The 17,881-nt window shown below is 56.0% G+C and carries 23 protein-coding genes; 9 read left to right on the top strand and 14 right to left on the bottom strand.

All coding sequences use genetic code 11. The features are described 5' to 3' along the window. Positions 1-8 precede the first annotated feature (8 nt). The 9 genes from LN050_09325 to LN050_09285 form a co-directional block, all read right to left on the bottom strand. Complete coding sequence (locus tag LN050_09325; GenBank protein ID UFS55953.1) at positions 9-425, bottom strand: F0F1 ATP synthase subunit epsilon; 417 nt, start codon at positions 423-425, stop codon at positions 9-11. A gap of 79 nt (positions 426-504) precedes the next feature. Further along, positions 505-1,914 carry a F0F1 ATP synthase subunit beta gene (gene atpD, locus LN050_09320; protein UFS55952.1) on the bottom strand — a complete coding sequence of 470 codons (1,410 nt, stop codon included), beginning with the start codon at positions 1,912-1,914 and terminating at the stop codon, positions 505-507. 48 nt (positions 1,915-1,962) lie between these two features. Further along, on the bottom strand, positions 1,963-2,832 hold the full coding sequence (gene atpG, locus LN050_09315; GenBank protein ID UFS55951.1) for a F0F1 ATP synthase subunit gamma: 870 nt from the start codon (positions 2,830-2,832) through the stop codon (positions 1,963-1,965). A 29-nt stretch (positions 2,833-2,861) separates the two neighbouring features. After that, positions 2,862-4,418 carry a F0F1 ATP synthase subunit alpha gene (gene atpA / locus LN050_09310; GenBank protein UFS55950.1) on the bottom strand — a complete coding sequence of 519 codons (1,557 nt, stop codon included), beginning with the start codon at positions 4,416-4,418 and terminating at the stop codon, positions 2,862-2,864. Between the two features lie 67 nt (positions 4,419-4,485). Further along, positions 4,486-5,016 (bottom strand): F0F1 ATP synthase subunit delta, encoded by a 531-nt coding sequence (locus tag LN050_09305; GenBank protein UFS55949.1) that lies wholly within the window; start codon positions 5,014-5,016, stop codon positions 4,486-4,488. Between the two features lie 15 nt (positions 5,017-5,031). Beyond that, a complete protein-coding gene (locus LN050_09300; GenBank protein ID UFS55948.1) occupies positions 5,032-5,502 on the bottom strand; it encodes a F0F1 ATP synthase subunit B in 471 nt (156 codons plus the stop codon). 95 nt (positions 5,503-5,597) lie between these two features. After that, a complete protein-coding gene (gene atpE / locus LN050_09295) occupies positions 5,598-5,849 on the bottom strand; it encodes a F0F1 ATP synthase subunit C (protein UFS55947.1) in 252 nt (83 codons plus the stop codon). Positions 5,850-5,932: 83 nt separating this feature from the next. Further along, complete coding sequence (atpB, locus tag LN050_09290; protein ID UFS55946.1) at positions 5,933-6,811, bottom strand: F0F1 ATP synthase subunit A; 879 nt, start codon at positions 6,809-6,811, stop codon at positions 5,933-5,935. A 22-nt stretch (positions 6,812-6,833) separates the two neighbouring features. Next, positions 6,834-7,214, bottom strand: coding sequence for an ATP synthase subunit I (locus tag LN050_09285; protein ID UFS55945.1), 381 nt, complete (start codon positions 7,212-7,214; stop codon positions 6,834-6,836). A 321-nt stretch (positions 7,215-7,535) separates the two neighbouring features. On the opposite strand from LN050_09285, the gene LN050_09280 reads away from it, so the two are divergent. The 4 genes from LN050_09280 (at position 7,536) to LN050_09265 (ending at position 10,366) form a co-directional block, all read left to right on the top strand. Next, a complete protein-coding gene (locus tag LN050_09280; GenBank protein UFS55944.1) occupies positions 7,536-7,808 on the top strand; it encodes a DUF493 family protein in 273 nt (90 codons plus the stop codon). A gap of 63 nt (positions 7,809-7,871) precedes the next feature. Then, positions 7,872-8,519: a lipoyl(octanoyl) transferase LipB gene (lipB, locus tag LN050_09275; protein UFS57383.1), complete on the top strand. Its 648-nt coding sequence runs from the start codon at positions 7,872-7,874 to the stop codon at positions 8,517-8,519. After that, positions 8,516-9,490: a lipoyl synthase gene (lipA, locus tag LN050_09270; protein UFS55943.1), complete on the top strand. Its 975-nt coding sequence runs from the start codon at positions 8,516-8,518 to the stop codon at positions 9,488-9,490. Before lipB ends, lipA begins: the two co-directional genes overlap by 4 nt. Positions 9,491-9,499: 9 nt before the next feature. Beyond that, positions 9,500-10,366, top strand: coding sequence for an EamA family transporter (locus tag LN050_09265; protein UFS55942.1), 867 nt, complete (start codon positions 9,500-9,502; stop codon positions 10,364-10,366). A gap of 35 nt (positions 10,367-10,401) precedes the next feature. On the opposite strand, the gene ptsP is transcribed toward LN050_09265, so the two are convergent. The 4 genes from ptsP to LN050_09245 form a co-directional block, all read right to left on the bottom strand. Beyond that, positions 10,402-12,183 (bottom strand): phosphoenolpyruvate--protein phosphotransferase, encoded by a 1,782-nt coding sequence (gene ptsP, locus LN050_09260; protein ID UFS55941.1) that lies wholly within the window; start codon positions 12,181-12,183, stop codon positions 10,402-10,404. Next, on the bottom strand, positions 12,180-12,449 hold the full coding sequence (locus LN050_09255) for an HPr family phosphocarrier protein (protein UFS55940.1): 270 nt from the start codon (positions 12,447-12,449) through the stop codon (positions 12,180-12,182). Before LN050_09255 ends, ptsP begins: the two co-directional genes overlap by 4 nt. Positions 12,450-12,468: 19 nt before the next feature. After that, positions 12,469-12,855, bottom strand: a complete 387-nt coding sequence (locus LN050_09250; GenBank protein UFS55939.1) for a PTS fructose transporter subunit IIA — start codon at positions 12,853-12,855, stop codon at positions 12,469-12,471. 61 nt (positions 12,856-12,916) lie between these two features. Beyond that, on the bottom strand, positions 12,917-13,492 hold the full coding sequence (locus LN050_09245) for a hypothetical protein (protein UFS55938.1): 576 nt from the start codon (positions 13,490-13,492) through the stop codon (positions 12,917-12,919). On the opposite strand from LN050_09245, the gene LN050_09240 reads away from it, so the two are divergent. The 3 genes from LN050_09240 (at position 13,469) to LN050_09230 (ending at position 16,044) form a co-directional block, all read left to right on the top strand. After that, complete coding sequence (locus tag LN050_09240; protein UFS55937.1) at positions 13,469-14,752, top strand: CoA transferase; 1,284 nt, start codon at positions 13,469-13,471, stop codon at positions 14,750-14,752. The genes LN050_09245 and LN050_09240 overlap by 24 nt on opposite strands. A 42-nt stretch (positions 14,753-14,794) precedes the next feature. Further along, the gene (locus tag LN050_09235) at positions 14,795-15,196 is read left to right on the top strand and encodes a thioredoxin fold domain-containing protein (protein UFS55936.1); all 402 of its coding nucleotides are present in this window, start codon (positions 14,795-14,797) and stop codon (positions 15,194-15,196) included. Positions 15,197-15,567: 371 nt separating this feature from the next. After that, entirely contained in the window at positions 15,568-16,044 is a 477-nt protein-coding gene (locus LN050_09230) for a TlpA family protein disulfide reductase (protein UFS57382.1), read from the top strand. Here LN050_09230 and LN050_09225 read toward each other — a convergent pair. After that, entirely contained in the window at positions 16,041-16,490 is a 450-nt protein-coding gene (locus LN050_09225) for a cytochrome c (protein UFS57381.1), read from the bottom strand. The two genes, LN050_09230 and LN050_09225, sit on opposite strands and share 4 nt — an antisense overlap. Positions 16,491-16,642: 152 nt before the next feature. On the opposite strand from LN050_09225, the gene LN050_09220 reads away from it, so the two are divergent. Next, positions 16,643-17,320 (top strand): cytochrome b/b6 domain-containing protein, encoded by a 678-nt coding sequence (locus LN050_09220; protein ID UFS55935.1) that lies wholly within the window; start codon positions 16,643-16,645, stop codon positions 17,318-17,320. Between the two features lie 49 nt (positions 17,321-17,369). Further along, positions 17,370-17,870, top strand: coding sequence for a GNAT family N-acetyltransferase (locus LN050_09215; GenBank protein ID UFS55934.1), 501 nt, complete (start codon positions 17,370-17,372; stop codon positions 17,868-17,870). The last annotated feature ends 11 nt before the right edge of the window (positions 17,871-17,881 follow it).

Here is a 17,881-nt window from a genome sequence, read left to right as displayed (position 1 = left end):
AGTCCGTTTTACTTGTTGCCGCGGTAACGGCGCAAGGCAGTTATTTGCGCAGCCAACACAGCCAATTCGGCTTGGGCGGATGCAACATCCACTTCGCTCTTGGCGTTTTTAATGGCTTCTTGCGCCGCTTGGCGCGCCGCTTCTGCGCGTGTTTCGTCCAGGTCCTTGCCGCGAATGGCCGTATCGCTCAATACGGTTACGCAGTGTGGCTGCACTTCAAGAATGCCGCCAGCCACGAACACAAACTCTTGACCACCATCGACCAACTCAATACGAACTGAGCCTGGTTTGATGCGGGTAATCAAAGGCGTGTGGCCGGGCAAAATACCCAACTCACCGGATTCACCGGGCAAGGCTACAAACTTGGCATGACCACTGAAGATTTGCTCTTCGGCGCTAACCACGTCTACCTGTATGGCGCTCATGATGTGTCCTTAATCGTTGAAAGCTGCAGCGCTGCAAAACTGGGTTTGAAGCGCTGCGTTCACCTTTTGTTGCGGCTAATTAAGCAGCGATCTTTTTGGCTTTCTCGAAAGCCTCGTCGATAGTGCCCACCATGTAAAACGCTTGCTCTGGCAATGCATCGCACTCGCCATTTGCAATCATCTTGAAGCCGCGAATGGTCTCGGCCAAAGACACGTACTTACCAGGCGCGCCTGTAAACACTTCGGCAACGTGGAAAGGCTGTGACAAGAAACGTTGCATCTTACGCGCACGGGCCACCACCAGCTTGTCTTCAGGCGCCAGTTCGTCCATACCCAGAATCGCAATGATGTCACGCAATTCTTTGTAGCGTTGCAATGTGCCCTGAACAGCACGAGCGGTCTCGTAATGCTCTTGACCAACCACGTTGGGGTCCAATTGACGGCTGGTAGAGTCCAAGGGATCAACCGCTGGGTAAATACCCAAAGCTGCAATGTCGCGAGACAACACAACGGTTGAGTCCAAGTGGGCAAACGTGGTTGCAGGTGATGGATCGGTCAAGTCGTCGGCTGGTACGTAAACCGCCTGGATAGAGGTGATAGAGCCAACCTTTGTTGACGTAATACGCTCTTGCAAACGGCCCATTTCTTCAGCCAGCGTGGGCTGATAACCCACAGCTGAAGGCATACGGCCCAACAGCGCAGATACCTCGGTACCGGCCAATGTGTAACGGTAGATGTTGTCCACAAAGAACAACACGTCACGGCCTTCGTCACGGAAGGACTCGGCAATGGTTAGACCTGTCAAGGCCACGCGCAAACGGTTGCCGGGTGGCTCGTTCATCTGGCCGTACACCATGGCCACTTTTGACTCTTCGAGGTTCTTCAAGTTAACAACGCCCGAGTCGGCCATCTCGTGGTAGAAGTCGTTGCCCTCACGGGTACGCTCGCCCACACCTGCAAACACTGACAAGCCGCTGTGCGCCTTGGCGATGTTGTTGATGAGCTCCATCATGTTCACGGTCTTGCCCACACCGGCACCACCGAACAAGCCAACCTTACCGCCCTTGGCGAAAGGACAGACCAGGTCAATCACCTTGATACCGGTTTCCAGCAGTTCCTGTGATGGGCTTAATTCGTCGTAAGCGGGGGCTTTGCGGTGAATGGTGGCGCTCACCTCGGCGTTGACTGGACCACGCTCGTCGATGGGCGCGCCCAGCACGTCCATGATGCGACCCAGTGTGGCCTTGCCCACTGGCACGGTAATGCCCGCGTCGGTGTTGTACACCACCATGCCACGGCGCAGGCCGTCTGATGAGCCCAAAGCGATGGTTCGCACCACGCCGTCGCCCATCTGTTGTTGCACTTCCAATGTCAGGGCCGAGCCCTCCATTTTGAGTGCGTCATAAATGCGGGGCATTGCATCGCGTGGAAACTCGACGTCCACCACGGCGCCGATACACTGAACAATCTTGCCTTGAGCTTGAGCCATGATTGGTACCTTTACGTTTCTCTAAATTCTGTTGAGCGCAGCAGCCAGTTAAACGGCTGCAGCACCGGCGACGATTTCGGACAATTCCTTGGTAATCGCGGCCTGACGGGTTTTGTTGTAGACGAGCTTGAGGTCTTTGATGACCTGACCGGCGTTGTCGGTTGCAGCTTTCATGGCCACCATGCGAGCAGACTGCTCGGAGGCCATATTTTCTGCCACTGCTTGGTAGACCTGCGCTTCGACGTAGCGCAACAGCAAGTCGTCAATGACCACATTGGGTTCGGGTTCGTACTCGTAATCCCAGCTGTGTTCTTTGGTGCCAATCTCTAGCTTTTCAGCGCGCAATGGCAGCAATGTTTCCACGACTGACTCCTGACGCATGGTGTTGACAAAGCGCGTAAAGCACAAGTGCACCTCGCTGAGTCGACCATCTGCATAGGCATCCAACAACACTTTGGACGGGCCAATGAGGCTGTCCAGGTGCGGCGTGTCGCCCATACCAACCACTTGCGAGACCACATTGGCCCCTACGCGGTGCATAAAGCTCAAGCCCTTGCTGCCAAGTGCTACCACTTCAACTTGTTTGCCTTGGGCTTGCAAGTCTTTGATCTTGTGCGTGACTGCGCGCAAGATGTTGGTATTCATACCACCGCACAAACCCTTGTCCGTCGTGACCACAATGAAACCAACGACGTTGGCGTCTTTGTTGTCCTGCATAAATGCGTGACGGTACTCTGGGTTAGCGCGGCCCAAGTTTGCGGCAATCTGGCGCACCTTCTCAGCGTAAGGGCGGGCCGCACGCATGCGATCCTGCGCCTTGCGCATTTTGGAGGCGGCGACCATTTCCATGGCTTTGGTAATCTTTTTGGTGTTTTCCACCGAAGAGATCTTGCCGCGTATTTCCTTACCTGCTGCCATTGAAGCTCCTTATGCGGGTGCCTAGAGGCTTAGTAAGAGCCGGTCTTTTTGAACTCGGCCACGGCGCCAGTCAACTCGGCCTTAGCCTCGTCGTCCATGGCTTTCTTGTCTTCCAGCTTGGCCAACAAAGCGGCGTGCTTGTCTTTCAAGTGGGCGTGCAAGCCAGACTCAAATGTCAATACTTGTTTAATTTCCAAGTCGTCCATGTAGCCGTTGTTGACAGCAAACAAGGTCGCACCCATCAAGCTCACTGGCAGTGGGCTGTACTGAGACTGCTTTAACAGCTCGGTCACGCGGGCACCACGGTCTAGTTGCTTGCGTGTGGCTTCATCCAGGTCAGAGGCAAACTGCGCAAAAGCGGCCAGTTCACGGTACTGCGCCAAGTCGGTACGAATACCGCCAGACAAGCTCTTGACCAACTTGGTCTGCGCTGATCCACCCACGCGAGACACTGAAATACCAGCGTTAATCGCAGGACGGATACCGGCGTTAAACAGGTTTGTTTCCAGGAAGATCTGGCCATCGGTGATGGAGATCACGTTGGTTGGCACGAACGCAGACACGTCACCCGCTTGGGTTTCGATAATTGGCAAAGCGGTGAGTGAGCCGGTCTTGCCTTTGACTTCACCTTTGGTAAAGGCTTCCACATAGTCGGCATTCACGCGCGCTGCACGCTCCAGCAAACGGCTGTGGAGGTAGAACACGTCGCCTGGGTAGGCTTCACGGCCTGGTGGGCGACGCAACAGCAATGACACTTGGCGGTAAGCAACCGCTTGCTTTGACAGGTCGTCGTACACAATCAGGGCGTCTTCGCCGCGGTCGCGGAAGTACTCGCCCATGGTGCAGCCTGAGTAGGCAGACACGTACTGCATGGCGGCAGACTCAGATGCGGAAGCAGCCACCACAATGGTGTACTCCATGGCACCGGCTTGCTCAAGCGCGCGTACAACGTTCTTGATGGACGAGGCTTTCTGACCGATAGCCACGTACACACAGGTCATGTTCTGACCTTTTTGGTTGATGATGGTGTCAATCGCCACGGCTGTTTTACCAGTCTGGCGGTCACCAATAATCAACTCGCGCTGACCACGACCCACTGGCACCATGGAGTCAACAGACTTCAGGCCAGTTTGCATTGGCTGGTCAACAGACTGGCGGGCAATAACGCCAGGCGCTACTTTCTCGATAACGTCTGTCATCTTGGCGTTGATAGGACCCTTGCCATCAATAGGCTGGCCCAATGCATTCACGACACGACCACGCAGCTCTGGGCCTACTGGCACTTCCAAAATGCGGCCGGTGCATTTGACCGTGTCGCCTTCAGAAATGTGCTCGTATTCACCCAAAATAACAGAACCAACAGAGTCACGCTCCAGGTTCAAGGCCAGGCCGTAGGTGGGCTCGCCATCTTTGGTCGCTGGAAACTCCAGCATTTCGCCCTGCATCACATCGGACAAGCCGTGGATGCGACAAATGCCGTCGGTTACTGAAACAACAGTACCTTCGTTGCGCACATTGGCGCTCACGTCCAAGCCCTCGATACGGGACTTGATCAGATCAGAAATCTCTGCTGGATTGAGTTGCATGACTCTTTCCTTCTTTCTAAGTTAAGTAGCTAATAACGCTGTTAGCCAGACAAATGTTTTGACTGCCTTAAGCGGTCAAAGCCACCTGCATTTGTTCCAAACGAGCTTTGATCGAAGTGTCTAGCACCTCATCACCCACTACCACGCGAACGCCACCAATCAGGTCTTGGTCCAAGACTTGACTCAGGCTTAAACGACGGGCAAAACGCTTTTCTAGCGAAACCGACAACTCAGCCAATGCTGCAGCGTCCAGCTCAAAGGCCGTATACACCACACCCTGCGCAACACCCGAAGCGTTGTTGGCCAATACACGGAATTGCGTCGCAATCTCGGGCAAGGCATTCAAGCGACCGTTCTCAGCCAACACGCCGATTAAGTTGCGACCCACGTCGGGGACTTGAACGCCACAGGCGTCCAGCAGCACTTGCGCGGCTTGCTTATGCGTGATGCTTGGGTTGCCCGCTAACGCGCGCATTTGCGCATCGTTGGCAAAGGCTGCCAAAGTATCCAACCATGTCAGAGCTTCGCTCGACTTGGCTTGCAAAGTTTTGAATAACGCTTCTGCGTAAGGTCTAGCGATGGTGGCGAGTTCGGCCATGTTTCTACCTTACGTTCAGAGTTGAGTTTTCAGCTCGGCCAGCATGTCTGCATGGTCGGCGGCTTTAACTTCGCGACGCAAAATCTTTTGCGCACCAGAAACAGCCAATGCGGCCACTTCTTCACGCAACGCTTCGCGAGCACTACCAACAAGAGAGGTTGCCTCTTGTTGCGCGCTGGCAATAATTTTTGCGGCTTCATCATTGGCGCGGGCCTTGGCTTCTTCAACCAAACCTTGTGCACGGCGCTCAGCGTCAGCCAAGCGCTGCGCAGCTTCATCGCGAGACTGGCTCAAAGCCTCATCTACACGCTTATTAGCCATGGCCAATTCGGTTTTGGCTTTCTCAGCTGAGGCCAAACCTTCGGAAATTTTCAATGCGCGCTCGTCTAGCGCTTTTGCCAGTGGGGGCCACACGAACTTCATCGTGAACCACACCAAGATCGCAAAAACGATAGCCTGAGCGAACAGGGTTGCATTGATGTTCATCGCAACGCCTTTCTGTATTGATTCTGGTTGTTATCCAAACAAGCGCGCCACCAGTGCTGCGCGAGCAGCACTTGGCAACGCGCCACGCGCGCCGATTAGGCGACCAACTGGAAAGGGTTGGCGAACGCGAACAACAGAGCAATAGCCACACCAATCAAGAACGCAGCGTCGATCAAACCAGCGAGAATAAACATCTTGGTTTGCAAGTCGTTCATCAATTCTGGTTGACGAGCTGAAGACTCGAGAAACTTACCGCCCATCAAAGCGATACCGATTGAAGCGCCAACAGCGCCCAAACCCACGATCAAACCACAAGCCAGAGCGACTAGACCTAGAACGTTTTCCATGAGATGACTCCTTAGTACAGAAAAAGAAAAAACAAAAATCGAAAAAACCAACCCGTTACGCAGCCGTTAGGCACACATCACTATCAATGCGCATCATGTGCCTGACCTGTATAAATCAGGGTCAGCATCATGAAAATGAACGCTTGTAGCGTGATCACCAAAATGTGGAACAAAGCCCACACCGTGCCAGCCAAAATGTGTCCCGCGAACAGCAACACACCCGTAGCCGACAAGGCCGCATAACCGCCCAACAGAGCGATCAGCATGAACACCAGCTCACCGGCGAACATGTTTCCAAACAGTCGCATGCCGTGAGACACGGTCTTGGCGACAAACTCAATCATTTGCATGGCAAAGTTCACCACGCCCAACAGCAAGGCCCACAACGGGTTTTTGCTGGTACCAAACGGGGCAGACACCAACTCGTGGGCCCAGCCGCCTGCGCCCTTGATCTTGATGTTGTAAAACAGGCAGATCAGCAACACAGAGAACGACAAGCCAAGCGTGGTCGACAGGTCAGCGGTAGGTACTACGCGCAAGTAGGCGTCGTGCGGATCAAGGCCAACGGCGCCGTAGTACTGCGCCCACATAGCGGGCAGCAAGTCAACGGGCAACAAGTCCATGGCGTTCATGAGGAAAATCCACACAAACACAGTCAAGGCCAACGGGCCAATCAGTTTGCGGCTTTGCGCGTTGTGAATAACAGCTTTCGCCTGGTTGTCCACCATCTCAAACATCAGCTCAACAAAGGCTTGCAAACGCCCTGGCACGCCAGATGTCGCCTTGCGGGCAGCCGCCCACATGAACAAACAACCCATCACGCCCAGCACTGCCGCCACGATGATGGAGTCAATGTTGAACACAGAAAAATCTACGATAGATTTTTGCTTGACGTTTTGCAGATGCTGCAAGTGGTGAACGATGTACTCACTTGCCGTCGGTCCGTGCGCCTCAGTCGCCATAACGAATCAATGCCTTCAAAAATCAAACAACACGCTTGGCACGCATGGTGAACAGTGCGAACACCAGCCAATGCACCTTCAGCGCAACCACAACACCAGCCAGCAAAGCCAGCCAACTTACATTTGTCACCGCTTGCGGCGCCGCCAACATCAGCAACACCGACAACAACAGCTTGACCGCCTCCAGCAGTGCGAACCCAATCAATGAGCCCGCTGGATGCACAGACAATCGCTTCATCAGCGCACCGCGCAAACCAACCACCATCAGCATGGCAGGCAACACCACCGCAAACCCGCCGTATCCAAACGACTTGGCTTGCACCAACCCCACCAGCCACCACATAGCAGCAGCCGCCAGCGATACCACCACTGCTTGCCACCACAACATGGTCCAAGGCGACATAACCGGCTGCGCAGCACGCCAAACGCGTGCCTGCTGGGCCGTTAAAGGCTCGAAAGCCTCTTCGCCATCTACATGTTCGAAATCTTGCGCTACGACCCTAGGGTTTGTATTTAGATTGCGCGGCTGAATTGTCGTCATCGCACATTACTGGCAGGTTACAAACACGCGCTATCGGTGAGTCGCGAACAACCTCGCATTATACGTAGAAACCATAGGTTGCAAGTCCAAAACCCTTCAAGTTTGCAAAGCATGGCTGTCAAACCTTCAAATACGGCAATCCAGCCGCCCCGGCCAAGCCGTCACTCGCGAGATAATTGACCCATGACTGCCCCTCCCACCGACTCTCTTATTACCTACCCATGCGACTTTCCCATCAAGGTCATGGGCAGTGCCGTTCCAGAACTTGTGCCGGCCATTTGCCACGTTGTGCGCAGCTTTGACCCCGACTTTGACCAAGCCACCATAGAGCTGCGCGCCAGCAAAGGCGGTAATTACCAGGGCATTACCGTAACGGTAAGGGTGCACAGCCGTCACCAGCTGGACGAGTTGTACCGCACGCTGTCCAGCCACCCTCTGGTGAAAGTGGTGTTGTAAGTGACATACCAACTGGCGGTGCGAGACTGGGGCGTGGTGGACTACGCCACCACGTTTGACGCCATGCAGCACTTTACCGCCCACAGAGTAGACGACACCCCAGACGAGCTGTGGCTGTGCGAGCACACACCCGTGTTTACCCAAGGGCTTGCAGGCCTGGCCGGACATGTCTTAGACGCAGGTGACATCCCGATAGTGGCCAGCAACCGGGGCGGTCAAGTCACGTACCACGGCCCAGGTCAAGCTGTCGCCTATGCATTGATAGACCTCAAACGAGGCGGCTACTTTGTCAAGGAATACGTATACCGGCTTGAAGAAGCCGTCATACGCACCTTGGCTCACTTTGGCGTAGTGGGACACCGCGTGCGCAGTGCACCTGGCATTTACGTGCGCGTAGCCAACCCGTTTGACCACGCGCAACTGCCAAGCACGGTCCCCGGCGCGTATCCATTTGTGGGCCTGGGCAAAATCAGTGCACTAGGCATCAAAGTGTCACGCCACTGCACCTACCACGGCTTGGCGCTGAACGTGGCCATGGACTTATCGCCCTTTGAGCGTATCAACCCTTGCGGTTACGCTGGGCTGCAAACCGTTGACCTTCATACAATGGGCGTTGACAGCAGCGTGGCACAAGTGCACGCTTTGCTGAGCCAGCACTTAAACGCATTGCTTGAGCCAGCGCTGCAACAAAGCCAACCGAGAAGCCCATGAGCGAACAAGCCACCACCCTGCCAGCCGCCAAGCCCTACGATGCCACCGCCAAACAAAAGTCTGGCGACAAGGTCTCGCGCATTCCTGTCAAAGTGGTGCAAGGCGAGACGCTCAAAAAACCAGACTGGATTCGCGTGCGCGCGGGCAGCCCCAACACACGGTTTTACGAAATCAAGGACATCCTGCGCCAAAACAAGCTGGTCACGGTATGCGAAGAGGCGTCCTGCCCCAACATTGGCGAGTGTTTCGGCAAAGGCACAGCCACCTTCATGATCATGGGCGACAAGTGCACACGCCGTTGCCCGTTTTGTGACGTAGGCCACGGCCGCCCAGACCCGCTAGATGTGAACGAACCCAGCAAACTGGGCGCCACCATTGCCGCTCTCAAGCTCAGCTATGTGGTCATCACCAGCGTAGACCGCGACGACTTGCGCGACGGCGGCGCAAGCCACTTTGTGCAGTGCATTGAAGAGGTGCGCCGCCAGTCACCCGGTACGCAAATTGAAGTGCTGGTACCAGACTTTAGAGGCCGCGACGACCGCGCATTGGAGATCCTCAAAGCCGCGCCACCAGACGTGATGAACCACAACATAGAAACCGTGCCGCGCTTGTACAAGGAAGCTCGCCCAGGCTCTGACTACGCCTTTAGTCTGAACTTGCTTAAAAAATTCAAAGCGCTGTTTCCCAACGTACCCACCAAAAGTGGCCTGATGGTGGGCCTGGGTGAAACCGACGAAGAAATTTTGCAAGTCATGCAGGACATGCGCGAGCACAACATAGACATGCTCACCATTGGCCAATACTTGGCACCCAGTGGCCACCACATACCCGTGCGCCGCTACGTACATCCAGACACCTTCAAGATGTTTGAGCAACGCGCCAAGGACATGGGCTTTAGCCACGCCGCTGTGGGCGCCATGGTGCGCTCCAGCTACCACGCCGACGTGCAGGCACACGCTGCGGGCGTTTAAGTCACAACAATGCAACCAAGCCCCAATCAAGCCCTGTTGCTGGCACTGGGCGCGGTGTTGTTGTGGGCCTCACTCAGCGCCTTGGGTGTGTCGCTGGCGCATGTGCCGCCTTTTCTACTCACTGGCCTGGGCTTGTTGGTAGGGGGCATCATGGCGCTGCCCATGAACGGCTTAAGGCTGAGCCACTGGCGTGTACCCCTGCCCTTGTTGGCACTGGGTATTTACGGCCTGTTTGGCTTTCACTTTTTACTGTTTTTGTCGTTGCGCCTGGCCCCACCAGTGATTACCAACCTCATCAATTACTTGTGGCCGCTGGGCATTGTGGTGATGGCACCGCTGTTTCTGCCCCGCGTGACCTGGCGCTGGTCTTTTGCAGCTGCGGGCTTGCTGGGCTTTTCCGGCGCTGGCTTGGCTATTTTGAGCGGTAGCAGCGGTCCAACGGCTGGCAACACAGACACGGTTTGGCTGGGCTATGCACTGGCACTGGGCTCGGCCTGGATTTGGGCCAGCTACTCACTATTAAGCAAACGCGCCACACAACTCACCACGGGTCACATTGGCACGTTTTGCATGTGCAGCGCTGGCCTGGCCTTGCTGTGCCATGCCTTACTAGAGCCTGCCACCAGCTTGTCTGTGGGTGACTTATGGCGTATTGCGCTGCTGGGCTTGGGGCCGCTGGGCGGATCGTTTTTTTTATGGAACATGGCCTTGCGCTTTGGTGATGCCAGGCGCATTGGCTTACTGGCATTTTTAACACCACTGTTGTCTACCGTGATGTTGTTGTGGCAACAAGGCCAGGCGCTGACGTGGCATATTGCGCTGGCAGCAGCGCTCATTGTGGCCGGTGCTTGGGTGGGGCACAAGGCGCAAGCCTAGGCCCCCACTGAACCAGCTTATTCAGGCTATCTGAATTACCTAACAGCCACCAACTCAGACGGCTGCTCGCTGGCCAACACTTGCTGTGCCCACGGCGCCAGTTTGACGGTGTTGGCGCGCAAGACTTGCTGCTTAACGGCCAGAATTTGCGTGGGTTGCATGGAAAAGCTGCGCAAGCCCATGCCCAATAGCAGCGCCGTAAACTGCGTATCACCGGCCATCTCGCCGCACACGCACACGCCCTTTCCCTGCGCGTTGCATGCCTCGATAACCTGCTGCATCAAGCCCAGCACTGCTGGGTGTAGTGGGTCGTACAAGTGGTTGACGGCCTCGTCTACCCGGTCCACCGCCAAGGTGTATTGAATCAAGTCGTTGGTGCCAATAGACAGGAAATCAAAATAACGCAAAAAGACTTGCGCCATCATCGCGGAAGCAGGCACCTCAATCATGGCCCCCAAGCGCACATGGCCATAGACATCGCCTTGCGCATCCAACTGCTCTTTGGCCCGCGCAATCAAGGCCAGGGTTTGCTTGATTTCGCTCACGTGCGCCAGCATGGGAATCAACAAGTCCACTTGCCCATGCGCGGCGGCGCGCAATATGGCGCGCAGTTGCACCAAAAACATAGCGGGCTCAGCCAGGCTCCAACGAATGGCACGCAAACCCAGTGCAGGGTTTAAGTGCTCATCGGCGCTACGCGTGCCACGCTCTAGTGGCTTGTCCGCACCAATGTCAATGGTGCGAATGGTGACCGGCATACCTTGCATGCCGTCAATGACCGCCTTGTAGGCGGCATATTGCTCGTCTTCGTCTGGCAGCTTGCTAAGGCCTTTGGCCAACCTGCCCATGAACAAAAACTCGGTCCTAAACAAACCCACGCCCACTGCACCAGCGGCCAGGGCTGCAACGCTGTCTTGCGGCAACTCAATATTGGCGAGCAATTCAATGCGTTGGCCGTCTAGCGTGATACTGGGCGTGTGACGCAAGCGACTCAGGCGCTCGCGCTCCAGCGTGGCCTGGCGTTGCTTGAACACATATTCTTCCAAGATGATGGGCGACGGGTCAACAATGACCACGCCCGCGTCACCATCTACCACCACCCAGTCGTCCTGCTTGATGAGTTGGCTGGCACTGCGAGCGCCTACTACGGCAGCAATATCAAGGCCGCGCGCCACAATGGCAGTGTGTGAAGTTTTGCCACCTACCTCGGTGATAAAACCATCAAACACGCTGTCTTTAAACTGCAGCAAGTCAGATGGCGACAAGTCTCTAGCTACCAAAACAAGCGGCGTGCGCTCAGCGTTTGGCTCGCGCGCCTGGGCCAACTGGCTGGCTTGCTTGGCCTGCTCCAGCAAAGACGCGCTCTCACCCGCCATGGCTGCCAACATGCGCTGCACGACTTGCTCAAGGTCTGCCTTGCGTTCACGCAAGTAGGGGTCTTCCATCTCGTCAAACTGGCGGGACACCACCTCCAACTGGGCAGTCAGCGCCCATTCAGCGTTGTAGCGCCGCTCAACAATCCACTCACGCACACCATGTGCAATGGTGTCGTCTTGCAGCAGCATGAGGTGCACATCCAACAGCGCCGTCAGCTCGCCGGGCGCGTCTGTAGCGGGCAAACCGCTCAGGCGCTGCTGCACTTGTTCAATTTCGCTGACCACGGCGTCACGCGCTTTGGCCATGCGCTGCAACTCTGCCGTAATTTGATCTGGATCGACAAAGTAGTGGGCCACGTCCATGCGCCCAGCCGAGACCAGCACGGCCCGCCCCACCACTATGCCGCGGGAAACCGCTTGGCCGTGAATGGAAAAGCTCACTCGCCTTCTCCAAACTTGTCGTTAATCAGCGCGAGCAATGCGTCCATGGCCACAGCTTCGTCGGCGCCGTCGGTCTCAATCTCAACCTCTGCGCCCAAGCCAGCGGCCAACATCATCACGCCCATGATGCTTTTGGCATTGATGCGCCTGGCGTTGCGCGTCATCCATACGTCGCACGTGAATGAGCCCGCCAATTTGGTGAGCTTGGCGGAGGCACGCGCATGCAGGCCAAGCTTGTTGCTGATGGTGATGGTCTTGCGAATCATGGGCTCGTTGGAGTTTGTTTTAGGGGGTCGTTGGCACCACAGGCACGATACCCTGGGTGCCACCGGCTACGGCTTTAAGCACCAGCTGATCCACGGGTTGGTCGCGGTAGCACAGCGCGCGCAACAGCATGGGCAGGTTCACTCCCGCCAGAACACGACACCCCTCATGAGCGGCCAAGCGCGTGGCCACATTGGCAGGCGTGGCACCAAAAACATCGGTGAGCACCAACGCCTCACCCGCTGGAGGCAGCATGGCTTTTGCCTGCGCCAGCAACGCATCTACTTGGTCTGTGGCGGGTACATCAAGCACCTGCACGCAGTGCACATCCTCTGGAAACACATGTGCTGCACAACTGCGCAAAGCGCTGGCCAGCGGTGCATGGGCGATGACAAGAATGGTAGTCATAGGCCACCATTATCTGCGTGTTGCGCTGCCGCGTTGCCACGTCCTTGGCTGGGTGGGCAAGCTACCATGCCAAGCCCTGCCAAAACTCAGCCCGCTGCGCCTCGGCAAAACTGCCGCCGTAAATAGCCAGTTGCACCACGCTGGGGCCGCGCTGCGCCATGCCTATGTCAACCGCAATCGTTTGACCATCATGACGTTTGCCTTGAAGACGGTAACGTTTGGCAAGTGCCGCGCCTTTGACTGACCAGATGGGCAGTTGTGCCTGCTCGGCGATGGCCTGCCGCTCCTGGGCTTGCGCACCGGCCATGCTGGCGCTTAGCCAACGCTGCATAGCTGCATTGACATCCTGCCCTGGCGGGATATTGAGCCACGACAAAGCGTAAGTCACGTCGCCCACATCACAGGCTTGCATGTGCAGCGTGATCATGGCCTGCCCCTCTAGCAGCGGCACCTCGCGGGTGGAATACTCGGGCTTGCATGGCACCAAGGCCTGCGCGCCTACGCTGTCTAAGCTCAGCGTGCGCCAGTTGTAGGTGGGGCTGCACGCTGCCAGCGCGACAGCTATAACTGCGGCAAACGCAATGCGGCGCATGAAATTGCGCACAATAGCGGTATGACTATGTTCAATTCGTCTCATGCACTGGATGGTATCCGGGTTCTTGACCTATCGCGCGTCTTGGCTGGGCCTTGGTGCACACAAAATTTGGGTGACCTAGGCGCCGACGTCATCAAGGTTGAGCGCCCAGGCAAAGGTGATGACACGCGCGGCTGGGGCCCTCCGTTTCTACCAGACAACCAAGGCGCAGACACCGACCAGGCCGCCTACTACCTTGGCACCAACCGCAACAAGCGCGCCATTGCCTGCGACATCGCCACCGAACAAGGGCAAGCACTGATCAAGCAGCTGGTGCAGCACTGCCACATTTTTGTTGAAAACTTCAAAGTGGGCGACATGGCGCGTTATGGCTTGGACTACAACAGCCTCAAGGCCGTCAACCCTGCGCTGGTTTATTGCTCCATTACAGGCTTTGGACAAGACGGCCCCTACAAAGACCGTGCAGGCTACGACTACGCCATACAAGGTATGGGCGGGCTCATGAGCCTAACCGGCGAGCGCGACGACTTGCCCGGTGGCGGCCCCCAAAAAGTAGGCGTTGCCGTAGCGGACTTGTTTACAGGCATGTACGCCACAGTAGGCATATTGGCCGCGCTACGCCACGCCGAGGCCACAGGCACTGGCCAGTACATAGACATGGCCTTGCTGGATACCCAAGTGGCCATGTTGGCAAACTTGGGGGCCAACTACCTGGTATCTGGCCAACACACAGGCAAAGTGCCAGGGCGTGCTGGTAACGCGCACATCAACATAGTGCCCTACCAGGTATTTGAATGCGCTCCCGAAAACGGCAATGCACAACACATGATTGTGGCTGTTGGCAACGACCACCAATTTGCCAAATTTTGCAAGGTGTTGGCCCACACCACAGGCCAAAGCGTGGACTGGGCTGCAGATCCACGCTTTGCCACCAACGCCAACCGCGTGCGCAACCGTCATGATTTGGTGCCACATATTGCCAGCATCATGGCCGCACACAGCAAGACACACTGGCTCAACGCCCTGGAAGCGGCGCAAGTACCGTGCGGCCCTATCAACGGCTTGGACGAAGTATTTGACGACGCGCAAGTAAAAGCCCGCGGTATGGTGCAACACTGGCAGCATGCACTCAATGGCGATGTGGCCTTGGTGGCCAGCCCGCTAAAGCTCAGCGAAACACCTGTTACACAACGGCACGCGCCGCCCACACTGGGACAGCACACCAGCGAAGTGCTGCATGAACTATTAAACATGACACCTGACCAATTGACAGACTTGCGCAGTAAAGGCGTTATTGCATAGCGCGTGATGGCTCAAAACGCACTACTTTAGAAGGGCTCTTTTATGAACTTAACCCTCGCCACCTCAATGACACGCCAAGCAGCCATGGCCGTGCGTGCAGGCCAGCCACTGGTTGTCATGACCAGCTTACCCGGCTGCCCTTACTGCGACTTGGTGCGAGATCACCACCTGGCACCCATGTCTGCGTCGGGTGAAGTGGTGGCCGTGCAACTCAACATCACTGACGGTGTTACGCGCATTGACGACTTTGACGGTGTTGCGCGCACCGCCAAGGCCATATCCAAGCGCTGGGATGCACGCTTTGCGCCCACACTGCTGTTTTTTAACGCGCAAGGCACAGAAATTGCCGAACGCATTGTGGGCGTTGCTGTGCCAGACTTTTTTGGTGCCTACTTGCAACAGCGCCTTGACACTGCCAAGGCCAGCCTGGCGGCGCAAAGCTGAGCGCGGCCTGCTGCGGCCAGGCCCAGCGCTTAATGCACCTGTTTCAGGTGCTGGTCCTGCCCATGAGCGGTAAGCAATAGCTTGGGTAGGCGAACTTTTTCAAACACCCAGAATCCACTTAAGGTGCGTAATTGTTTAGCAGCCAGCACCGCACCAGAATGGCACACCTTGCTGTCATGCCGCCGTTGCCTGCGGCTCACCATAACGGTGGGCAAATGCGGCAACAAGCTCTAAAAGCCACTCAACCGGGCGCGCGAGCGTGGTTAAACTGCCTTCTGTGCACGCTGGTGCTCCCCCATATTGATTGTTGTAGGCTTTGTTGTGCCATGTTGCTTTTTTTTACAAACACGATGACGACGCAATGGCGTCGCATGTCACTGGTAGCTGCCTTAGCTTTTGCCAGCCTGTTGGCAGGTTGCGCCGGCAACACCCAGGCGCCGCAGTCGCGATTTGTTTTGCTAGACGGCAGTGCCGTGCAAACCAGCGACTTTGCAGGCAAGGTGCTGCTGGTGAATTTTTGGGCCACCAGTTGCACCAGCTGCGTGGCCGAAATGCCTGAACTCATCGCCACGCACAACGCCTATGCGAACCAAGGCTTTGACACTTTGGCCGTGGCTATGGACTACGACCCACCCGCTTATGTGGTGAACTTTGCGCAAACACGCCAGCTGCCTTTTAAGGTGGCTTTAGACAACACCGGCGCCAACGCCAAAGAGTGGGGTGACGTAAAGCTCACGCCCACAACATTTATTGTTAACAAGCGCGGCGAAATCGTTAAGCGCTACGTAGGCATGCCCGACTTTGCCGCCTTGCACAGACTGATAGAAAAACTGCTGGCCGAAGCTTAATTGCGGTAGCTGTCGTGACAAGCCTTACAGGTTTTGGCGGTGGCACCAAAGGCTTGTTTGATCTGGTTCAGGTTGCCCGTTTGGGTCGCTTTTGCAAGCTCGCCCGCCGCCGCTGTCAAACGTTTTGCTCCTTGGTCAAAATCGGTTTTTTCCAGCCACACTTCCATTTTGGCGTCCGACTTGATGTCCTCTGTTTCCGGGCCAAAACCTGACCATGGCAGCGCGCTGACAGCCGCCACAACGCTGGCGTCTGCTTTGGCTTTGGCGGCGTCAAAAGGTGCTTTACCACTGACCATGGCGCCTAAACTCGCAAAGTGTTTGCCCATAACGGTAAAGGCGGCCTGACGGTATTTGACCGCATGCTCGGCATTTTTAAACTGCGCCCAAGCGGGTGCTGTGCTGGCCACGCCCAGCGCCAGCGACACAATAATGGCACGTGTTGACATCATGATTTTCCCTTTCATTGATTAAACCCAAACCAAGCCTTAGTGCTTGGCTTCATACTATCTTGACACAGCTTTGTTACGCTCAACCCGGTTTTTTATTACCAATTTATAAAGCTGTTGCAATCAATGGCCTTTCATTTTGGAGTTTTGTTATGTCGTTCAAACACCGAGTGTGGGACTTGCCCACACGCGTCTTTCACTGGGCATTGGCCATCAGCGTTACCGGGCTTTTCATCAGCGGCAACGTAGGCGGCAATGCAATGGTGTGGCATATGCGCCTGGGCTATGTGGTCGCGAGCTTGCTGTTGTTTCGGGTAGCTTGGGGGTTTGTGGGCGGCTATTGGTCACGGTTTGCACAGCTGCGGCTGGCGCCTCGCGCTTTGCTGGCCTATGTGCGCGGGCAAGGCGCTGACCAGCCACAAGACCACCTTGGCCACAGTCCAAGTGGCTCTTGGTCTGTGGTGGCTTTGCTGTGCCTGCTCTGTGCTCAAGTCACTACAGGCTTGTTCAGCGACGACGATATTTTCACGGCAGGGCCGCTGGCCGCACATGCTTCAAGTGACGTCGTGTCTAGCGCCACGTTTTATCACACTGGACCAGGCAAGTTGGCCGTCGTTTTGCTGGTGCTCGCCCACATCGCAGCCATTTGGTTTTATGCCAAAAAGAAAAATCGCAACCTCGTACCAGCCATGGTGCACGGCGACCACGAGGGCGTTGTTGCCGTCAACGCGCCGACTTCAGCTGATGGTCTGACACATGCCTTGTTTGGGCTTTTGGTCTGGTTGGCGTGTGCCAGTGCGGTGGCATGGATGGTCAACACCTTAGGCTAAATGTATTGCAACGCTGCTGCGTGATGCTTGCACGCTATCATTGCCCAACATGACTGACCTTCTACCAAGTCCACACATAGACGTTCGCACCGTTTCACAGCCAGATGAGATAACGGCGGCCAGAGCGCTGATGGCGCAATACGGCGACAGCTTGTCGGTTGATTTGGGCTTTCAAGACTTTGAACAAGAACTGGCCAACCTCCCGGGTGAATACGCGTCGCCTAACGGCGCATTACTCGTGGCATTTGTTGATGGCGTGGCAGCTGGCTGTTGCGCATTCAGGCCACTGCCCGATGTGGACTACGCCAATGCATGCGAAATGAAACGCCTATTTGTGACCAAAGCGTTTAGAGGCTTTGGCCTGGGCGAGCAACTAATAGCGCAGTGCATGGTGGAGGCCAGAGCTGCTGGCTACATGCATATTTTGTTGGACGTTCTTGAAGAGTTTGAAACCGCGCGGCATTTGTATGCCAACGCAGGTTTCATTGAGGTGCCACCCTACTACTACAGCCCCATTGCCGGCTCGCAGTATCTGATGGCTCAGCTCTAACAGGCTTTATG

It is taken from the genome of Comamonadaceae bacterium M7527 (assembly GCA_021044545.1).
Lineage (GTDB): Bacteria > Pseudomonadota > Gammaproteobacteria > Burkholderiales > Burkholderiaceae_C > RS62.
The sequence above is the reverse complement of the archived record's forward strand: the minus strand, read 5'-3'. Positions and strand labels throughout refer to the sequence as shown.

What these genes read in the sequence shown, in the direction of transcription:
- atpA (UFS55950.1), bottom strand. Translation starts at nt 4,418, where the DNA reads ATGCAACTCAATCCAGCAGAGATTTCTGATCTGATCAAGTCCCGTATC.
- atpG (UFS55951.1), bottom strand. Translation starts at nt 2,832, where the DNA reads ATGGCAGCAGGTAAGGAAATACGCGGCAAGATCTCTTCGGTGGAAAAC.
- LN050_09250 (UFS55939.1), bottom strand. Translation starts at nt 12,855, where the DNA reads ATGACTACCATTCTTGTCATCGCCCATGCACCGCTGGCCAGCGCTTTG.
- LN050_09300 (UFS55948.1), bottom strand. Translation starts at nt 5,502, where the DNA reads ATGAACATCAATGCAACCCTGTTCGCTCAGGCTATCGTTTTTGCGATC.
- LN050_09235 (UFS55936.1), top strand. Translation starts at nt 14,795, where the DNA reads ATGAACTTAACCCTCGCCACCTCAATGACACGCCAAGCAGCCATGGCC.
- atpD (UFS55952.1), bottom strand. Translation starts at nt 1,914, where the DNA reads ATGGCTCAAGCTCAAGGCAAGATTGTTCAGTGTATCGGCGCCGTGGTG.
- lipB (UFS57383.1), top strand. Translation starts at nt 7,872, where the DNA reads ATGCAGCACTTTACCGCCCACAGAGTAGACGACACCCCAGACGAGCTG.
- LN050_09215 (UFS55934.1), top strand. Translation starts at nt 17,370, where the DNA reads ATGACTGACCTTCTACCAAGTCCACACATAGACGTTCGCACCGTTTCA.
- LN050_09280 (UFS55944.1), top strand. Translation starts at nt 7,536, where the DNA reads ATGACTGCCCCTCCCACCGACTCTCTTATTACCTACCCATGCGACTTT.
- LN050_09265 (UFS55942.1), top strand. Translation starts at nt 9,500, where the DNA reads ATGCAACCAAGCCCCAATCAAGCCCTGTTGCTGGCACTGGGCGCGGTG.
- LN050_09285 (UFS55945.1), bottom strand. Translation starts at nt 7,214, where the DNA reads ATGTCGCCTTGGACCATGTTGTGGTGGCAAGCAGTGGTGGTATCGCTG.
- LN050_09305 (UFS55949.1), bottom strand. Translation starts at nt 5,016, where the DNA reads ATGGCCGAACTCGCCACCATCGCTAGACCTTACGCAGAAGCGTTATTC.
- LN050_09220 (UFS55935.1), top strand. Translation starts at nt 16,643, where the DNA reads ATGTCGTTCAAACACCGAGTGTGGGACTTGCCCACACGCGTCTTTCAC.
- LN050_09240 (UFS55937.1), top strand. Translation starts at nt 13,469, where the DNA reads ATGACTATGTTCAATTCGTCTCATGCACTGGATGGTATCCGGGTTCTT.
- lipA (UFS55943.1), top strand. Translation starts at nt 8,516, where the DNA reads ATGAGCGAACAAGCCACCACCCTGCCAGCCGCCAAGCCCTACGATGCC.
- LN050_09255 (UFS55940.1), bottom strand. Translation starts at nt 12,449, where the DNA reads ATGATTCGCAAGACCATCACCATCAGCAACAAGCTTGGCCTGCATGCG.
- atpE (UFS55947.1), bottom strand. Translation starts at nt 5,849, where the DNA reads ATGGAAAACGTTCTAGGTCTAGTCGCTCTGGCTTGTGGTTTGATCGTG.
- LN050_09325 (UFS55953.1), bottom strand. Translation starts at nt 425, where the DNA reads ATGAGCGCCATACAGGTAGACGTGGTTAGCGCCGAAGAGCAAATCTTC.
- atpB (UFS55946.1), bottom strand. Translation starts at nt 6,811, where the DNA reads ATGGCGACTGAGGCGCACGGACCGACGGCAAGTGAGTACATCGTTCAC.
- LN050_09225 (UFS57381.1), bottom strand. Translation starts at nt 16,490, where the DNA reads ATGTCAACACGTGCCATTATTGTGTCGCTGGCGCTGGGCGTGGCCAGC.
- LN050_09230 (UFS57382.1), top strand. Translation starts at nt 15,568, where the DNA reads ATGTCACTGGTAGCTGCCTTAGCTTTTGCCAGCCTGTTGGCAGGTTGC.
- LN050_09245 (UFS55938.1), bottom strand. Translation starts at nt 13,492, where the DNA reads ATGAGACGAATTGAACATAGTCATACCGCTATTGTGCGCAATTTCATG.